The sequence below is a fragment of the Inquilinus sp. CAU 1745 genome (assembly GCF_039839375.1).
GTDB lineage: Bacteria > Pseudomonadota > Alphaproteobacteria > DSM-16000 > Inquilinaceae > JBDOQU01.
Genome location: NZ_JBDOQU010000012.1, coordinates 121,234 through 135,222, shown reverse-complemented (window position 1 = coordinate 135,222; position 13,989 = coordinate 121,234). Strand labels below are relative to the sequence as shown.

Genomic DNA, 13,989 nt, shown 5'->3' with positions numbered 1-13,989 from the left:
GCAGCTTCTCGTCCATCACACAGGTCTCCTTGAACGGCATCGGCAAAGCCCTCCTTCGCCGACAAGAAAACCTGTCAACCATCTCTCCGGTCTATTCTGTCACCTATCTATCCGGTTCAGACCTAGGTTAGCCCTCTCCCCTCGTGGGAGAGGGTTGGGTGAGGGGCGTTGGTACTCAATAGCAGTCGATGGTGTCGCCCAACTGTTGGACTCGGGTCTGGATCGTCGCGGCGCGGCTGCTGACATAGTTGCCGGGGGAGGAGGCGGAGAGTTCCAGCGGGTTGGGCAGCACGACGGCCAGGAGGGCCGCCTCCCGCGCGGTCAGGTCGGATGCCGGTTTGCCGAAATGATATTGGGCCGCCGCTTCCGCGCCATAGATGCCGGGGCCGAACTCCACGATGTTGAGATAGACCTCCAGGATCCGTCGCTTCGGCCAGATCAGTTCCAGCATCGGCGTCAGATAGGCCTCGAACGCCTTGCGGACGAAGCTGCGATGGGGCCAGAGGAACAGGTTCTTCGCCGTCTGCATGGTGACGGTGCTGGCGCCGCGCAGCCTTTCGCCGTCCCGCGCCGCCTCGATCGCCCGGTTGATCGCCGCGACATCGAAGCCGAGATGCTGGCAGAATCGGTTGTCCTCCGACGCCAGGATGGAGGCAGGCAAATGGGGCGATATCTGCTCCAGCGGCACCCAGTCCTTCTCCAGCCCGTAGCCTTCCGCCAGCCGGATCACCATCAGCGGCGTGAGCGGCACCGGCACGAACCGGTAGAGCACGATCAGCCCCGCCGGCACGGCCACCGCGATCGCCAGGATAACGATCAGCGCCCGGCCGATGCGGCGCTTCGCCCCGCGCTTCACCCCTTGTTTCGGGCGTCTAGCCAAGCCAGCGGCGCAGCCGGTCGGCTGCCTCGCCCATATCCTCCGTCGCGCCGGCGAAGGAAAAGCGGACCGTGCCGTGGCCGCGCGCGGGGTCGAAATCCACGCCCGGCGTGGCGGCGACGCCGGTTTCCGCCAGCATCCGCCGGCAGAAGGCCTCGCTGTCGTCGGTCAGGTGGGAGACATCGGCATAGATGTAGAAGGCCCCGTCCGCCGGGGCCAGCCGGGTCAGCCCCGCCTTCGGCAGCGCGTCCAGCAGCAGCCGGCGGTTCGCCGAGTAGCGGGCGACGTTGCGGTCCAGCTCCTCCACGCAATCGAAGGCGGCGACCGCGGCGTGCTGGGAGAGGGTCGGCGGGGAGATGAACAAATTCTGCGCCAGGCACTCCACGGCGCGCGACAGATCGTCGGGCACGACCATCCAACCCAGCCGCCAGCCGGTCATCGAGAAATATTTGGAGAAGCTGTTGATGACGACCGCGCTGTCGCTGACCGAGGCGGCGGTGGTACCGGGTTCTCCATAGACGATGCCGTGGTAGATCTCGTCGGAGATCAGCCTGATCCCCGCGCCGTGGCAGTAGGCGGCAAGGTCCCGTAGTTCGTCCGCCGAAAGCATCGTCCCGGTCGGGTTGGCCGGGCTGGCGACGATCAGCCCGTCTATCGGGCGGTCCAGCGCCTCCAGCATGGCGGCCGTCGGCTGGAATCGCGTCTCCGGCCCGGCCGGAAGCTCCACCGCCTCGATCCCCAGCGCCTTCAGGATGTTGCGGTAGGCGGGATAGCCGGGGGCGGCCAGCGCCACCCTGTCCCCGATCTCGAACGCCGCCAGGAAGGACAGCATGAAACCGCCGGAGGAGCCGGTGGTCGCCACGATGCGGCGCACCGGGATGTCCACGCCATAGGTTTCGGCATAGTGCCGGGCAATCCGCTCCCGCAGCTCCGGCACGCCCAGCGCGACGGTGTAGCCGATGCGGTCGCGGTCCAGCGCCGCCTTCGCCGCCTCGATCACGCCGCGCGGCGCGGGGGTGGAGGGTTGACCGACCTCCAGATGCAGGGCGTCGCCATGGGTGCGCTCCCGCTCCGCGGCGGCGGTCATGACGTCCATGACGATGAAGGGCGGGATCGCGCCCCGCCGGGCGACCTTGAGGGTCATCTTTCCGTCCGCCCGGTCAGAACTGGAAGACGGTCGAAAGCCCGCCGCCGCGCGGATCGCTTTCGGCGTAGCAGGTCTTCCGGTCGGCGCGGTTCCAGTCGCACCAGACGGCGCTGGCCCGGCCGCTCGCACCGTCCACAACCCTGGGCGCGGCCATCGCCGCCTCCAGCGGCTGCCCCGCCTCCAGCACCTCCAGCATCGGGACGGCGAGCGCGCTTGCGGCCCCCGCGCCGGTGGCGGCGAACAGCACCTGCCGCTTGGGCTCGTTGGCCAGGAGGGCGAGGCCGCCCAGGCTGGCCGCGCCGGCGGGCACCGGCTCGGCGATCAGGATGCCGGTGTCGCCCGCCATGGTCCCCGTGCCGAAAAGCGCGCCCTGGGTGAAGCCGCAGGTGACCGCGAGTTCGTCCCGGTCGAGGACGGTTATGGTCGCGCCATCGGGTATCGGCGCACCGGGCAGCGCCGCCGCCAGCGCCGGCAGCCGCTCGCCCTCGGCCAGATCGCTCCAGGAGCCGTCTTCCGCGAATCGCCGCCAGACCTCCGCTTGGGCGGGGCCGGACATGGCCTCGCCCGACGCGAAGAACAGCACGTCGTTGCCAACCTCCGCCGCCAGCGCGTCGCGCCATTCGGGGCTGTAGCCGCGCAGCGCCTCGACCGACACCGGATGGCCGGCAGCCGTCGCGGCCTCCGCGAACCGGCGGCCCAGCGCGCCATTGTAGAAGCCGCCGACTCCATCGGCGCGGATCTGCGAGAGGGTCGCGGCGAGTTGCGGCTGCGCGACCCGCTGCCCCTCCATTGCCGGAACGCCGCCGGGGGCGAAGGTCGCCGCCGCCTGCCCCGTCAGCCGTCCGCCGCCGGCCGACAGATCGATCGCCAGCGCCCGGCTCACCGGCTGTTCGAACCGGGCCAGATTCTCCGCCGGGGAGACCACCGCCTCCCACCGCCGGCTGCCATGTTCGGCATGCAGCGCGGCCAGCCCGCGCAGCAGGCCGGGCGCGCCGCCGCCATCCTTGCCGGCCCGGAAATCGAGCGTCCGGACCTCCCCCGTCTCCGGATCATGGACCAGACAGGCCCCGCCGCCGCCCAGCCCGACGCGCGACGGCAGCGTCACCGTCATGGCCAGCGCCGCCGCCACGGCCGCATCAGCCGCGTTGCCGCCGGAGGACAGGATATCGCGGCCGATGGTGGCGGCGCGCGGCTCCGCCGCCGCGATGGCGTAACGGTCGATCGTCGGGCCGGAGGGCTGGTTGACGACGCAACCGGAGAGCGAAAGCGCGCCGATGGTTGCGACGACGGTTGCGGCGACGCCGCCCCCGCGACACAATTTCCGCGCACGGTGATGGGTCTGCCACCCGCCAGGGATTCGGATGTTGCGCAAGGTAATCGTCGCTCTTCTTGTGGTTGGACTGGTTCTGACGGGGTTCGCGGGGCCGGCCGAGGCCCAGAGGCGGATGTCGCTGATCCGCGACGCGGAAATCGAACATACCATCCGCCGTTTCCTGGAGCCAATCCTCCAGGTCGCGGGCGTCAGCCCCGGCGCGGTCGACATCATCCTGGTCAACGACCCGACGCTGAACGCCTTCGTCTCCGGCGGCCAGAACATCTTCATCCATACCGGCCTGCTGATGGAGGTCGAGACCCCGGGCGAACTGATCGGCGTGCTGGCCCATGAGACCGGCCATATTGCCGGCGGCCATCTGGCGCGCGGCCAGGGCGCGCTGGAGAACGCGCAGCGCACCGCCCTGCTGACGACGCTGCTGGGCCTCGCCGCCGCCCTCGCCAGCGGCGAGGGCGGGGCCGGCGCGGCGGTGATGATGGGCGGCCAATCCATGGCCCAGCGGGATTTCCTGGGCTTCACGCGAGGCATGGAATCCGCCGCCGACCAGGCCGCGATGAATTATCTGGACCGCGTCGGCTATTCGTCCGAAGGGCTGCTCACCTTCCTGGAGCAGCTTGCCGACCAGGAGCTGGTGCCCGAAAGCCGGCAGGTCGAATATGTCCGGACCCATCCACTGACCCAGGACCGGGTGGCGACCGTCCGCCACCATGTCCAGAATTCGCCCCTGACGGGGGAGCCTTACCCCGCCGGCTATGTCGAAAGCCTCGCCCGCATCCAGGCGAAGCTCTACGGCTTCCTCATGCCGCAGGTGGCGATGCGCCGCTATCCTGAGACCGACACCAGCATCGCCGGGCATTACGGCCGGACGATCGCGCAGTACCGGCGCGGCGATTTCGATGCGGCGCTGGCCGGCATCGACGCGCTGATCGAGGCCGAGCCGCAGAACCCCTATTTCCATGAGCTGAAAGGCCAGATCCTGCTGGAGACGGGGCGGCTGGAGCAGGCGCGCGAACCCTATGAACGCGCGGTCGAGCTGTTGCCGCATGAGCCGCTGCTGCTGGTCGCGCTGGCCCAGACCAAGCTGGAGGGCAATGACGAGACCCTGCTGCGCAGCGCCATCGCCAATCTGGAGGAGGCGGTGCGGCAGCCGAACGGCGACACGCCGCTGGCCTGGCGGCTGCTGGCCACCGGCTACGGCAAGGTCGGCGAGCTGGGCATGGCCGCCGTCGCGCTGGCCGAAGAGGCGCTGGCGCGCGGCGACCGTGAAGGCGCGCTGGGCCAGGCCGACCGCGCCCAGCAGATCCTCCCCGTCGGCTCCCCCGGCGCGCTGCGCGCCCAGGACATCGAACGCGCGGCCGAGCAGCTGGAGGAAGAGGACGATCGGTAATCGTAGCCCCCTCACCCAACCCTCTCCCACGAGGGGAGAGGGCTACCAACTTCACCCTCTCCCCTCGTGGGAGAGGGAGGGACCCGCGAAGCGGGAGGGTGAGGGGAAGCAGCGTCACAAGATCGTGACGCCGGCTTGCGCCTTCATCCGCCCGCGGGCACTTTCATGAGAAGACATCCTTTGACCCGGAGAACCCCCTTGTCCCCACGCTCCGCGCTTATCGCTTCCGTCATGCTGGCCACCATCGGGCTGTCCGCGCCAGCCGTCGTCGCGCAATCGGCCTCGCCCGCCTTCGATCCGGCGCAGACCGAGGCGATCGAGAGCGTCGTGCGCAACTACATCCTGGAGCATCCGGAGATCATCATGGAGGCGATGACGATCCTCCAGACCCGGCAGCAGGAGGAGGAGATGGCGCGCCAGCAGCAGCAGTTGGTCGCGCTGCAGGACGAGATATTCCAGAGCCCCTCCTCCCCGGTGATCGGCAATCCCGAAGGCGATGTGACGCTGGTGGAGTTCTTCGACTACCAGTGCGGCTACTGCAAGCGGATGCTGGAGCCGGTGCAGGATCTGGTGCGGGAGGATGGCGGGCTGCGGCTGGTCATGAAGGAGTTCCCGATCCTGGGCCCGGAATCGATCGTCGCCGCGCGCGCCTCCCTGGCCGCGGAGATGCAGGGCCTCTACGCCGAATACCACAACGCCCTGATGGGCCATCGCGGCCGACTGACGGAGGAGGTGATCTTCGCCGTCGCCGAGGATGTCGGGCTGGATGTCGACCGGTTGAGGGAAGATATGGAGAGCGAGGCGGTAGAGGCGGAGATCACCGCCAATCTGAGGCTCGCCCGGCAGCTCGGCGTCAATGGCACGCCCGCCTTCGTGATCGGCGAGCAGCTTATCCCCGGCGCGGTCGGGGACGAGGTGCTGCGCGACCTGATCGCGGAGGAACGGAACGGTTAGCGAAACTGCCGGCGATCAGCCTTCCGCATCCGGCTGCCGGTCGGGCGCGGCCTCCGCGAAGGCCGGAAGCGCGCGGCACGCCTCGTCGATCCTGACGATCGCCGGATAGGGCGTCAGGTCCACATTCCCCCGGCGGGCATTGTGGACCTGCGGAACGAGGCAGACATCGGCGAGCGTCGGCCGGTCGCCATGGCAGAAGCGCCCGGCCTTGCCGTCCGTCGCCAGCGTCCGCTCCAAAGCGGCGAACCCGGTTTCGATCCAATGGCGATACCATTGGTCGACGGTTTCCTGTTCCTGGCCCAGCGGGTCCTTCAGGTAGTTCAGCACGCGCATATTATCGATCGGATGGATATCGCAGGCGATCGACATCGCGATCGCCCGGACGCGCGCCCGGTCCAGAGGGTCCTCCGGCAGCAGCGGCGGGCTGGGATGCGTCTCCTCCAGATATTCCAGGATCGCCAGAGACTGGGTCAGCACGTCCGGCCCGACGAGCAGCGCCGGCACCAGCCGCTGCGGGTTGATCGCCGCGAACGCCACCGCCTCATGCTCCTTCCGGCGGAGATGGATCGGCTCCGCCTCATAGTCGATCCGCTTGAGGTTGAGCCCGATACGGACCCGGTATGCGGCGGAGGAGCGGAAATAGGTGAAGAGCTTCATGGAACCGCCATTTTCTGAAGGTCGGCTGATCGCCTATACCTATCCTACCCATCCAATCCGACCAAGGAAGCATCGATGCCCGCGCAGCCCCTCATCCCCGTCTTCGACGTCGGCGGCGTGTTCCTGGACTGGAACCCCCGCCACCTCTACCGCAAGCTGTTCGAGGACGAGGCGGCGATGGAGCATTTCCTGACCAATGTCTGCACGCCCGACTGGAACCTCCAGCAGGATGCCGGCCGCCCCTGGGCCGACGCGATCGCGGAGCGGGTGGCCTCCTTCCCCGACCATGCGGAGATGATCGGCTTCTACGACACGAGATGGCCGGAGATGATCGACAGCATCTATCACGGCACGGTCGATATCCTGAAGGAGCTGCAGGCGCGCGGCCCCGTCTACGCCATCACCAACTTCTCCGTCGACAAGTTCGACCACGCCAAGCGGCTGTGGCCGTTCCTCGACAGCTTCGACGGCTGCGTGGTGTCAGGCGAGGTGAAGCTGCTGAAACCGGACGCGGCCATCTTCCGCCGCCTCTGCGACGATCACGGCCTGGACCCGGCGCGCTGCCTGTTCATCGACGACGTGCAGAAGAATGTCGACGGCGCGATCGCAGCCGGCATGGAGGCCGTCCGCTTCGAAAGCCCCGAACAACTCCGCCGCGACCTGGAGGCGCGCGGGATGCTGTAGGGGGCGGAAGGCGGCATGGTTCTTAGTTGGTCATTCCGGCCTCCGAGCCGGAATCCATGGGCCGTGGCCGCTTCGCCCGTCGGCGAAGGACCGGGCGCGGCCCCGCCCGCCATCGACGCCGCATGGATGCTGGATCACGTCCAGCATGACCAAAAACCAGGAGTCAATTAGTGCCTCGCCGGCGCATCAGCATTACGGCGACGCCGGCGGCGATCAAGGTCAGCGCGACATAGCTGCCGACATACCAGGCGACCACCATCGGCAACACGGTCTGCCCCACGAGCGGCAGGGTCGCCAACCCGGTTTCCAGCCCGACATAGAGCAGGATGTTGACGGCGATGGCGATCGCGGTCGTCGCGAACAGGCCCAGCGTCGGCCGGGCGCTTCCCTCCGACCGGAGGGCCGGGAGATGAAGCAACCGGACGGCCAGCATCCCCGTTACGATGACATACAGAATCCAGGGCAGGGCGGGACTGGTGACGATGAAATGGGCCGCCCGGAAAAATGGCGCCATCGCCTCCATGCGTTCCAGCGGCAATGACATGAACGCCTGCCCCGCCATCGCCCCGCCGGTCTCGTTCAGCGCCGCCCCGACGATGGCGAGCGGCGTCAGCGCCAGGCCGAAGCGGAGGGCCCGCGTCGTCGGGACGATGGGCGGCAGGCTGTCGCGCCATGGCCGCCCCGACAGCAGCGCCTCCAGCATCGCGGCGACGAAGACGCCGTCGAGACCGAGATAGATCGTCTGGAGCAGCCAGGAATAGAGAATCGGCCATATCTCGGACAGGGTTTCCGACAGGCCCTGTACGCGATAGAGCGCCTCGTAAATCAGCGGCTCGGCGGCGAAGACCAGAAGGCCGGCGGCGAACGGCGCGACCGAGGCCCTCACCGCGCCATCGGCGGCGCGCCACGCCACCGCCCAGGAGGTCGTCAGCCCTTCCTTCATCACGAAATCCCCCATTACCGGCCACGATACCATCATCCGTCATCATGAGGCGGAGTTCCGCGCATGTTGCCGGCCCGGCCGCGCGTGCTATAACCGGCGGCATCTTGCGCCAAGGCGCCAACGGCCCCGGGCATAGCGATGGATAGCGATCTTTGACGGCGAACCTGTCGGATGAGCCGACGGTCCTGATTCTCAACGGACCCAACCTCAACATGCTGGGCGTGCGCGAACCCTCGATCTACGGACGCGACACGCTGGGCGACATCGAGGCGGCCTGCGCCGACCGGGCGGAGGCGCTGGACCTGTCGGTCGATTTCCGCCAGACCAACCATGAGGGCGAACTGGTCGGCTGGATCCAGGAAGCGCGGTCCGCCCATGACGGCATCATCATCAACGCCGGAGCCTACAGCCACACCTCCATCGCGCTGATGGACGCCCTGCAGGCGTCGGAACTGCCGGTGGTGGAAGTTCATTTATCCAACATCTTCCGGCGTGACAGTTTCCGCCATTTCACCTATGTCAGCCTCGCGGCCGATGGAGTGATCTGCGGCCTGGGCGTTCAAGGCTATCTGCTCGCGCTGGAAGCGATGGCCCGACTGATTCAAGAAAAAGAGTAACAGGCATGGCCAGTTTCGACATCGATGGCGACTTCATCCGAAAGCTCGCGGACCTGCTTCAGGAGACCGGGCTGTCGGAGATAGAGTTCCAGGAAGGCGACAAGCGCCTGAGGATCAGCCGCCCGACCGTGGCCCAGGCCTTCGCGGCCGCCGCGCCCGCTCCGGCGCCGGCCCAGCCTGCAGCGGAGGCCGGGCCGCCGGCGAACGCGCTGACCTCGCCCATGGTCGGCACCGCCTATCTGGCGCCGGAGCCTTCCGCCCCGCCCTTCGTCAAGGTCGGCGACGCGGTGAAGGAAGGCCAGACCGTCCTGATCGTCGAGGCGATGAAGGTGATGAACCCCATCCGCGCGCCGCGCGCCGGCATCGTCTCCCAGGTGCTGGTGACGGACGGACAGCCGGTCGAGTTCGGCGAACCCCTTCTCGTCATCGAATAAGCGGCGACATGTTCGAAAAGGTCCTGATCGCCAATCGAGGCGAGATCGCGCTCCGCATCCACCGCGCCTGCCGGGAGATGGGAATCTCCACGGTCGTGGTGCATTCCACGGCCGACGCCGACGCCATGGCCGTGCGGCTGGCGGATGAGAGCGTGTGTATCGGCCCGCCCGCCTCCCGCGACAGCTATCTCAACATCCCGGCCTTGATCTCCGCCGCCACCATCACCGGCGCGGACGCCATCCATCCTGGCATCGGCTTCCTGTCGGAGAACGCCCGCTTCGCGGAGATGGTGGAGGAGCACGGCTTCACCTTCATCGGCCCGACCGCCGACCATATCCGCATGATGGGCGACAAGATCACCGCCAAGAAGGCAGTTGCCGGCGTCGGCCTGCCGGTGGTGCCGGGATCGGACGGCGCGGTGCCGGACCTGGATTCGGCGATCACTCTAAGCGACCGCATCGGCTATCCAGTGCTGGTCAAGGCGACGGCCGGCGGCGGCGGGCGCGGGATGCGCGTCGCCAAGAGCCGCGACGACCTCCGCGACGCCTTCTCCCAGGCCCGGTCGGAGGCGAAGGCCGCCTTCGGCGACGACAGCGTCTATATAGAAAAGTACCTTGCGCGACCCCGGCATATCGAGGTCCAGATCCTGGCCGACAGCCACGGCAACGTCGTCCATTTCGGCGAGCGCGACTGTTCCGTCCAGCGCCGCCACCAGAAGGTGATCGAGGAAGCGCCTTCCCCCGCCCTCAACGAGGCGGCGCGGGAGAAGATCGGCAGCCTGGCCGCCCGCACGGCCAAGCTGCTGGGCTATCGCGGCGTCGGCACGATGGAGTTCCTCTATGAGAACGGGGAATTCTACTTCATCGAGATGAACACCCGGCTCCAGGTCGAACATCCGATCTCGGAGATGATCACCGGCATCGACCTGGTGCGGGAGCAGATCCGCGTCGCCGCCGGCGCGCCGCTGGGCTATGACCAGAGCGCCGTGCGCTTCCAGGGCCACGCCATCGAATGCCGGGTGAACGCGGAGAATCCGGAGACGTTCACCCCCTCCCCCGGCGCCATCAAGGGCTTCCACGCGCCCGGCGGGCTGGGCGTCAGGGTCGACAGCGCGCTCTATGCCGGCTACCGGGTGCCGCCGCATTATGACAGCCTGATCGCCAAGCTGATCGTCCATGGCACGACGCGCAACGAATGCCTGATGCGCCTGCGCCGGGCGCTGGACGAGTTCGTGGTCGAAGGGGTGGAGACGACGCTGCCGTTGCACCAGATGCTGGTCCAGCAGCAGGATTTCATCAATGGCGACTACGACATCCACTGGCTGGAAAAACTGCTGGCGAGCCAGCAGACGACGTAACCTCCTCCGCGATGATCGAGATCACGCCGGAACTCCTGCTTCGCGCCTACGCCCACGGGATGTTCCCGATGGCCGACAGCGCCGATTCGCCGGAGCTTTACTGGTTCGATCCGCCGCAGCGGGGCATCCTGCCGCTCGATGACGGTTTCCATGTCGGCAAGAGGCTACGGCGGACGGTGAGGCGTGCGCCTTTCGCAATCCGCTACGACACCGCGTTCGAATCGGTGGTCCGCGCCTGTGCCGAACCGGCGGCCGACCGCCCCAAGACATGGATCAACGACCGGATCGTCGGGCTCTACACCGCCCTGCACCGGGCCGGACACGCCCACAGCGTGGAATGCTGGGCCGATGATGGCGAAGGCGGGGACCGGCTGGTCGGCGGCCTCTATGGCGTATCACTGCGCGCGGCGTTCTTCGGGGAAAGCATGTTCTCCCGCGCCGACGATTCCAGCAAGGTAGCCCTGGTCCATCTGGTCGCCAGCCTGCGCGCGGCGGGGTTCCGGCTGCTGGACACGCAATTCACCACCGGCCATCTGGCGGGTTTCGGCGGCTACGAAATCCCGCAAGGGGAATACAAGCGCCGGCTGGAGGAGGCCCTTCGCCAGCCGGCCCGGTTCGGGCCCGCGCCGTCCGGGGCGGTGGAGGAGGTGCTGAACAAGCCCCCTCACCCTCCCGCTGACGCGGGTCCCTCCCTCTCCCCTGAGGGGCGAGGGTAAAGTTGGTAGCCCTCGCCCCTCAGGGGAGAGGGTTGGGTGAGGGGTGTTCGCTACCGCTTCGCATCCGGCAGGGGCGGAGGCGGGGGCGGGGCGCCGGGGAGGGCGTAGCGGCCGCGTTCCTGGGCGACCTCTTCCGCGCCCGGAGGCGGGCTCAGCTCGTCGGCGCAGCCATTGACCCAGATGTCGTAGACTGGATGGGTCATCGCCGAGACGGCGGGCGAGGAGGCGAACATCCAGCCGGAGAAGACGCGCTTCGGCTCGCCGGCCGGCGGGGCGTCCTCCACCTGAAGGAAGGCCGCGCTTTCCGGCGGCTCCTCCGGCCGGGTGGAGCGGCAGGCGCGCACGGCGATGGTCAGGGTGCCGAATTCGACCTCCTGCCCGACCGGCACCTCCAGGCGCGAAACGCGCGCCGTCACCTTGTCCAGCGCCTGGAGCACCGCGACGTTCTTGTCGACGGTCGGCTGCGCCGTCTGGGCGGCCGCCCCAGTGATGATTCCGGAGGCGACGACGCCAGTAAGGGCCGCGGTCAGCAGAACGGTGAGCGGTCGGCGGAACATCATGGACGGGCGGCGCTTGGTGGCGGAAAGACTTTTCGAAGAGGCGAGAGTGAAGCGCCCAACCGTGGCGACATCGCGGCAGGCCGAAGGAACCTCCAGCCGCCGTCGCGACACCTACTCCATGTTCAGCATGCCGCCGGGAACCGGGTCGTCGCCCCCGGAATCCGCATCGTTCCCGCCGCTGCTTCCGCCCCCGTCGCCCATGCCCTGCAGGCTGTAGATCACCTGACCCAGAAGCTGTGCGATGCCGGGGGTGGACTGGGTGAACTGGATCGCGCCGCCGGGCGGGATCATCTCCGCCGCGCCGCCGGGGCTGAGCGACATGTAATTGCCGCCCAGAAGGCTCTCGCTGGCGATGATGGCCGCCGTATCGGTGGGAAGCTCGATCGACGGGTCGATCGACATCCGGACCTCCGCCAGATAGGTTGCCGGGTCCAGCTCCTGAGACACCACGGTCCCCACCTTGACGCCGCTGATGCGCACGTCGCTGCCGGTCTGGAGCCCGCCCACGCTGGCGAACCGGGCCACCACCTCATAGCCCTCGACGCGGCCGACGCTGACGCTGGAATAGGCGAAGACCAGGAAGAACGCCGCCACGGCCAGCACCACGGCGCCCATGACGGTTTCGATGACGTTGCGGCTCATCGGCTGTCCCTCACCTGTCCCTCGCCTGGGGCTCGATTCCTCATCGGGACGCCGAATCCGGAGACCAGGGTTCGTAATCGCCGGTCGCCTTGGCGCGATGGCCGCCGCGCTGCACCGCGCCCGGCGGCCGGTAGGCGGCGACGGTGCCGGTCAGGTTGGGCACATGCTCCTGGATCCAGGGCTTCGCGAACAGGCTCGTCTCACCGGGCACGAGGTCGGTCTGGTGATGCAGCCAGCCATGCCATTCCGGCGGCACGAGGCTCGCCTCGCTCTCGCCGCCGGCATAGGAGACCCAGCGCTTCTCCTTCAGCCGTCCGCCCCTGGTGTGGCGATCGACATAATAGACATTGCCGGCCTCGTCCTTGCCGACCTCCTCCCCGCTGCGCCAGATCTTGAAGCGCAGATAGGCGGTCAGGCTCCATTCATAGAAATTGAAGGCCATGGCGTTCCGAAGGGTCAACTCGTCAATGATTGGGCGGGCGCGCAAGGCCAGCCCGAAAAGCGGGGCGACTATGGCATCGGGGCGGCGCGGCGTCCAGCCTTTCGCCCGGCGCATTGCTGCGCTGCAACATGGAGGATGGCGGCGGCGGACGGCAAGCCATAGCTTGGGGTGGCGGAGGAACCACCAGGAAGACGCCACTCACCAAGAAAGAGGGCTCTTCGATGCCTGTCCTGAACTATCTCTCATCCCTGCTGCGCCCGGCGCGCCTGCCCGCCGCCCGTCCCGACCTGGACCGGCTGACGGCCATGACCGACGCCGAGCTTGCCGATATCGGCGTCCGGCGCGGTGATGTCGAGGCCTGGGCCGCCGGCGACCTGAAGGCCCTGCGCCGAACCTCGGACCGCGGCCGCAGCTTTGTCCGCCTGGCCGATGCCGACGCCCTGCCCGCCAACGCCAACGACAATGCGCGTGAAGCGGCGGCCTGAGCGACCCCCGCTCTCCGATTATGCGGTGGATGAAGCTCTCACCTTCTCGCATTGCTGCACTGCAAAAAGACGGATAGCGGTACGAAATCAAGAGAGTACATAGGGGGTAACGGGCTCACGCAAGATTATGACCCGCGCGGCCATCGGGGCCGCCGCCCGTTCCGAGATGGAGACTGAGATGACCGCCGTTAACGCCTTCGATCGCGATTTCCCGCAGTTCCCGGAAGGCTTTTTCCGCATGACCGACATGTCGGCCGCCGAAGCGCGCGCCCGTCAGATTCAGGCCGCCTACATCGCAGGCGCCCTCGTCGGCAGCTACGGCATCCTGAAGCGGGGCGTCACCGCCATCGTCCGGCGCGTGCGCGCCGTCATGGAACGCCGTCAGGCGCTGGCGCAGTTGAGCCAGCTCGACGACCGGCTGCTTGCTGATATCGGGCTCAATCGCGGCAACCTGATCGGCCAGCTTCTGGCGGCCGAGGCGGCGATCGCCAACCGGCCGGTGGAGCTGACGGACTATGTCCGCCCCGCCGCCCCCGTCGCCACGCCGGCCAATGCCGACACCCCCGCCGGCCGGGCGCGTAACGTCGCCTGACCCCCGACGTCTTCGACCTCCCCCGAAAGCCTCGCCTGCCCCGGCGGGGCTTTCTGCTTTCTGGCCCCATATATTGTGGCTGGCGGGTGGCATTGGCGGGCGCCCCCGCAATGCATTTCTTGTCCACAGACTTATCCGCCGAACAAGTCCCATTTTTTGTG

At 68.1% G+C, this 13,989-nt stretch carries 17 protein-coding genes; 9 read left to right on the top strand and 8 right to left on the bottom strand.

Features of this window, described 5'->3' with window-relative positions; all coding sequences use genetic code 11:
• Positions 1-175: 175 nt before the first annotated feature.
• From mtgA to AAFN89_RS14775, 3 genes are read right to left on the bottom strand one after another with little or no spacing between them, the layout of a single operon-like run.
• The gene (mtgA, locus tag AAFN89_RS14785) at positions 176-856 is read right to left on the bottom strand and encodes a monofunctional biosynthetic peptidoglycan transglycosylase (protein ID WP_347539847.1); all 681 of its coding nucleotides are present in this window, start codon (positions 854-856) and stop codon (positions 176-178) included.
• 16 nt (positions 857-872) lie between these two features.
• Positions 873-2,021 carry a pyridoxal phosphate-dependent aminotransferase gene (locus AAFN89_RS14780; protein WP_347539846.1) on the bottom strand — a complete coding sequence of 383 codons (1,149 nt, stop codon included), beginning with the start codon at positions 2,019-2,021 and terminating at the stop codon, positions 873-875.
• Between the two features lie 16 nt (positions 2,022-2,037).
• Complete coding sequence (locus tag AAFN89_RS14775) at positions 2,038-3,396, bottom strand: gamma-glutamyltransferase (RefSeq protein WP_347539845.1); 1,359 nt, start codon at positions 3,394-3,396, stop codon at positions 2,038-2,040.
• On the opposite strand from AAFN89_RS14775, the gene AAFN89_RS14770 reads away from it, so the two are divergent.
• On the top strand, positions 3,386-4,744 hold the full coding sequence (locus tag AAFN89_RS14770; RefSeq protein WP_347539844.1) for a M48 family metalloprotease: 1,359 nt from the start codon (positions 3,386-3,388) through the stop codon (positions 4,742-4,744). The genes AAFN89_RS14775 and AAFN89_RS14770 overlap by 11 nt on opposite strands.
• Positions 4,745-4,942: 198 nt before the next feature.
• Positions 4,943-5,698, top strand: a complete 756-nt coding sequence (locus tag AAFN89_RS14765; RefSeq protein ID WP_347539843.1) for a DsbA family protein — start codon at positions 4,943-4,945, stop codon at positions 5,696-5,698.
• A gap of 15 nt (positions 5,699-5,713) precedes the next feature.
• Here the strand turns inward: AAFN89_RS14765 and maiA are convergent, their stop codons facing one another.
• Positions 5,714-6,355: a maleylacetoacetate isomerase gene (gene maiA, locus AAFN89_RS14760; RefSeq protein ID WP_347539842.1), complete on the bottom strand. Its 642-nt coding sequence runs from the start codon at positions 6,353-6,355 to the stop codon at positions 5,714-5,716.
• A 75-nt stretch (positions 6,356-6,430) separates the two neighbouring features.
• Here maiA and AAFN89_RS14755 point away from each other — a divergent pair, with 75 nt between their 5' ends.
• A complete protein-coding gene (locus AAFN89_RS14755; protein ID WP_347539841.1) occupies positions 6,431-7,039 on the top strand; it encodes an HAD family phosphatase in 609 nt (202 codons plus the stop codon).
• 163 nt (positions 7,040-7,202) lie between these two features.
• Here AAFN89_RS14755 and AAFN89_RS14750 read toward each other — a convergent pair whose 3' ends face one another.
• Entirely contained in the window at positions 7,203-8,018 is an 816-nt protein-coding gene (locus AAFN89_RS14750; RefSeq protein WP_347539840.1) for a hypothetical protein, read from the bottom strand.
• Between the two features lie 128 nt (positions 8,019-8,146).
• On the opposite strand from AAFN89_RS14750, the gene aroQ reads away from it, so the two are divergent.
• Genes aroQ through aat form a run of 4 tightly spaced genes read left to right on the top strand, consistent with a single transcriptional unit; the run spans position 8,147 to position 11,107 of the window.
• A complete protein-coding gene (gene aroQ, locus AAFN89_RS14745) occupies positions 8,147-8,599 on the top strand; it encodes a type II 3-dehydroquinate dehydratase (RefSeq protein ID WP_347539850.1) in 453 nt (150 codons plus the stop codon).
• Between the two features lie 5 nt (positions 8,600-8,604).
• The gene (accB, locus tag AAFN89_RS14740) at positions 8,605-9,033 is read left to right on the top strand and encodes an acetyl-CoA carboxylase biotin carboxyl carrier protein (RefSeq protein WP_347539838.1); all 429 of its coding nucleotides are present in this window, start codon (positions 8,605-8,607) and stop codon (positions 9,031-9,033) included.
• An 8-nt stretch (positions 9,034-9,041) separates the two neighbouring features.
• On the top strand, positions 9,042-10,391 hold the full coding sequence (gene accC / locus AAFN89_RS14735) for an acetyl-CoA carboxylase biotin carboxylase subunit (protein WP_347539837.1): 1,350 nt from the start codon (positions 9,042-9,044) through the stop codon (positions 10,389-10,391).
• A gap of 11 nt (positions 10,392-10,402) precedes the next feature.
• Positions 10,403-11,107, top strand: a complete 705-nt coding sequence (gene aat, locus AAFN89_RS14730) for a leucyl/phenylalanyl-tRNA--protein transferase (protein ID WP_347539836.1) — start codon at positions 10,403-10,405, stop codon at positions 11,105-11,107.
• A gap of 50 nt (positions 11,108-11,157) precedes the next feature.
• Here the strand turns inward: aat and AAFN89_RS14725 are convergent, their stop codons facing one another.
• The 3 genes from AAFN89_RS14725 to AAFN89_RS14715 form a co-directional block, all read right to left on the bottom strand.
• Positions 11,158-11,667, bottom strand: coding sequence for a DUF2155 domain-containing protein (locus AAFN89_RS14725; RefSeq protein WP_347539835.1), 510 nt, complete (start codon positions 11,665-11,667; stop codon positions 11,158-11,160).
• A 111-nt stretch (positions 11,668-11,778) separates the two neighbouring features.
• Positions 11,779-12,309 carry an outer membrane lipid asymmetry maintenance protein MlaD gene (mlaD, locus tag AAFN89_RS14720; RefSeq protein WP_347539834.1) on the bottom strand — a complete coding sequence of 177 codons (531 nt, stop codon included), beginning with the start codon at positions 12,307-12,309 and terminating at the stop codon, positions 11,779-11,781.
• Between the two features lie 40 nt (positions 12,310-12,349).
• A complete protein-coding gene (locus AAFN89_RS14715; RefSeq protein WP_347539833.1) occupies positions 12,350-12,865 on the bottom strand; it encodes an NADH:ubiquinone oxidoreductase subunit NDUFA12 in 516 nt (171 codons plus the stop codon).
• 107 nt (positions 12,866-12,972) lie between these two features.
• Between AAFN89_RS14715 and AAFN89_RS14710 the strand changes: the two genes are divergently transcribed.
• Both AAFN89_RS14710 and AAFN89_RS14705 read left to right on the top strand, forming a co-directional pair.
• Positions 12,973-13,236, top strand: coding sequence for a DUF1127 domain-containing protein (locus AAFN89_RS14710; RefSeq protein ID WP_347539832.1), 264 nt, complete (start codon positions 12,973-12,975; stop codon positions 13,234-13,236).
• Between the two features lie 178 nt (positions 13,237-13,414).
• Positions 13,415-13,828: a DUF1127 domain-containing protein gene (locus AAFN89_RS14705; RefSeq protein WP_347539831.1), complete on the top strand. Its 414-nt coding sequence runs from the start codon at positions 13,415-13,417 to the stop codon at positions 13,826-13,828.
• The last annotated feature ends 161 nt before the right edge of the window (positions 13,829-13,989 follow it).

Coding starts and splice junctions, on each gene's coding strand:
- AAFN89_RS14780 (WP_347539846.1), bottom strand. CDS start 2,021: ATGACCCTCAAGGTCGCCCGGCGGGGCGCGATCCCGCCCTTCATCGTC.
- AAFN89_RS14770 (WP_347539844.1), top strand. CDS start 3,386: ATGTTGCGCAAGGTAATCGTCGCTCTTCTTGTGGTTGGACTGGTTCTG.
- maiA (WP_347539842.1), bottom strand. CDS start 6,355: ATGAAGCTCTTCACCTATTTCCGCTCCTCCGCCGCATACCGGGTCCGT.
- AAFN89_RS14755 (WP_347539841.1), top strand. CDS start 6,431: ATGCCCGCGCAGCCCCTCATCCCCGTCTTCGACGTCGGCGGCGTGTTC.
- AAFN89_RS14750 (WP_347539840.1), bottom strand. CDS start 8,018: ATGATGGTATCGTGGCCGGTAATGGGGGATTTCGTGATGAAGGAAGGG.
- accB (WP_347539838.1), top strand. CDS start 8,605: ATGGCCAGTTTCGACATCGATGGCGACTTCATCCGAAAGCTCGCGGAC.
- accC (WP_347539837.1), top strand. CDS start 9,042: ATGTTCGAAAAGGTCCTGATCGCCAATCGAGGCGAGATCGCGCTCCGC.
- aat (WP_347539836.1), top strand. CDS start 10,403: ATGATCGAGATCACGCCGGAACTCCTGCTTCGCGCCTACGCCCACGGG.
- AAFN89_RS14725 (WP_347539835.1), bottom strand. CDS start 11,667: ATGATGTTCCGCCGACCGCTCACCGTTCTGCTGACCGCGGCCCTTACT.
- mlaD (WP_347539834.1), bottom strand. CDS start 12,309: ATGAGCCGCAACGTCATCGAAACCGTCATGGGCGCCGTGGTGCTGGCC.
- AAFN89_RS14715 (WP_347539833.1), bottom strand. CDS start 12,865: ATGCGCCGGGCGAAAGGCTGGACGCCGCGCCGCCCCGATGCCATAGTC.
- AAFN89_RS14710 (WP_347539832.1), top strand. CDS start 12,973: ATGCCTGTCCTGAACTATCTCTCATCCCTGCTGCGCCCGGCGCGCCTG.
- AAFN89_RS14705 (WP_347539831.1), top strand. CDS start 13,415: ATGACCGCCGTTAACGCCTTCGATCGCGATTTCCCGCAGTTCCCGGAA.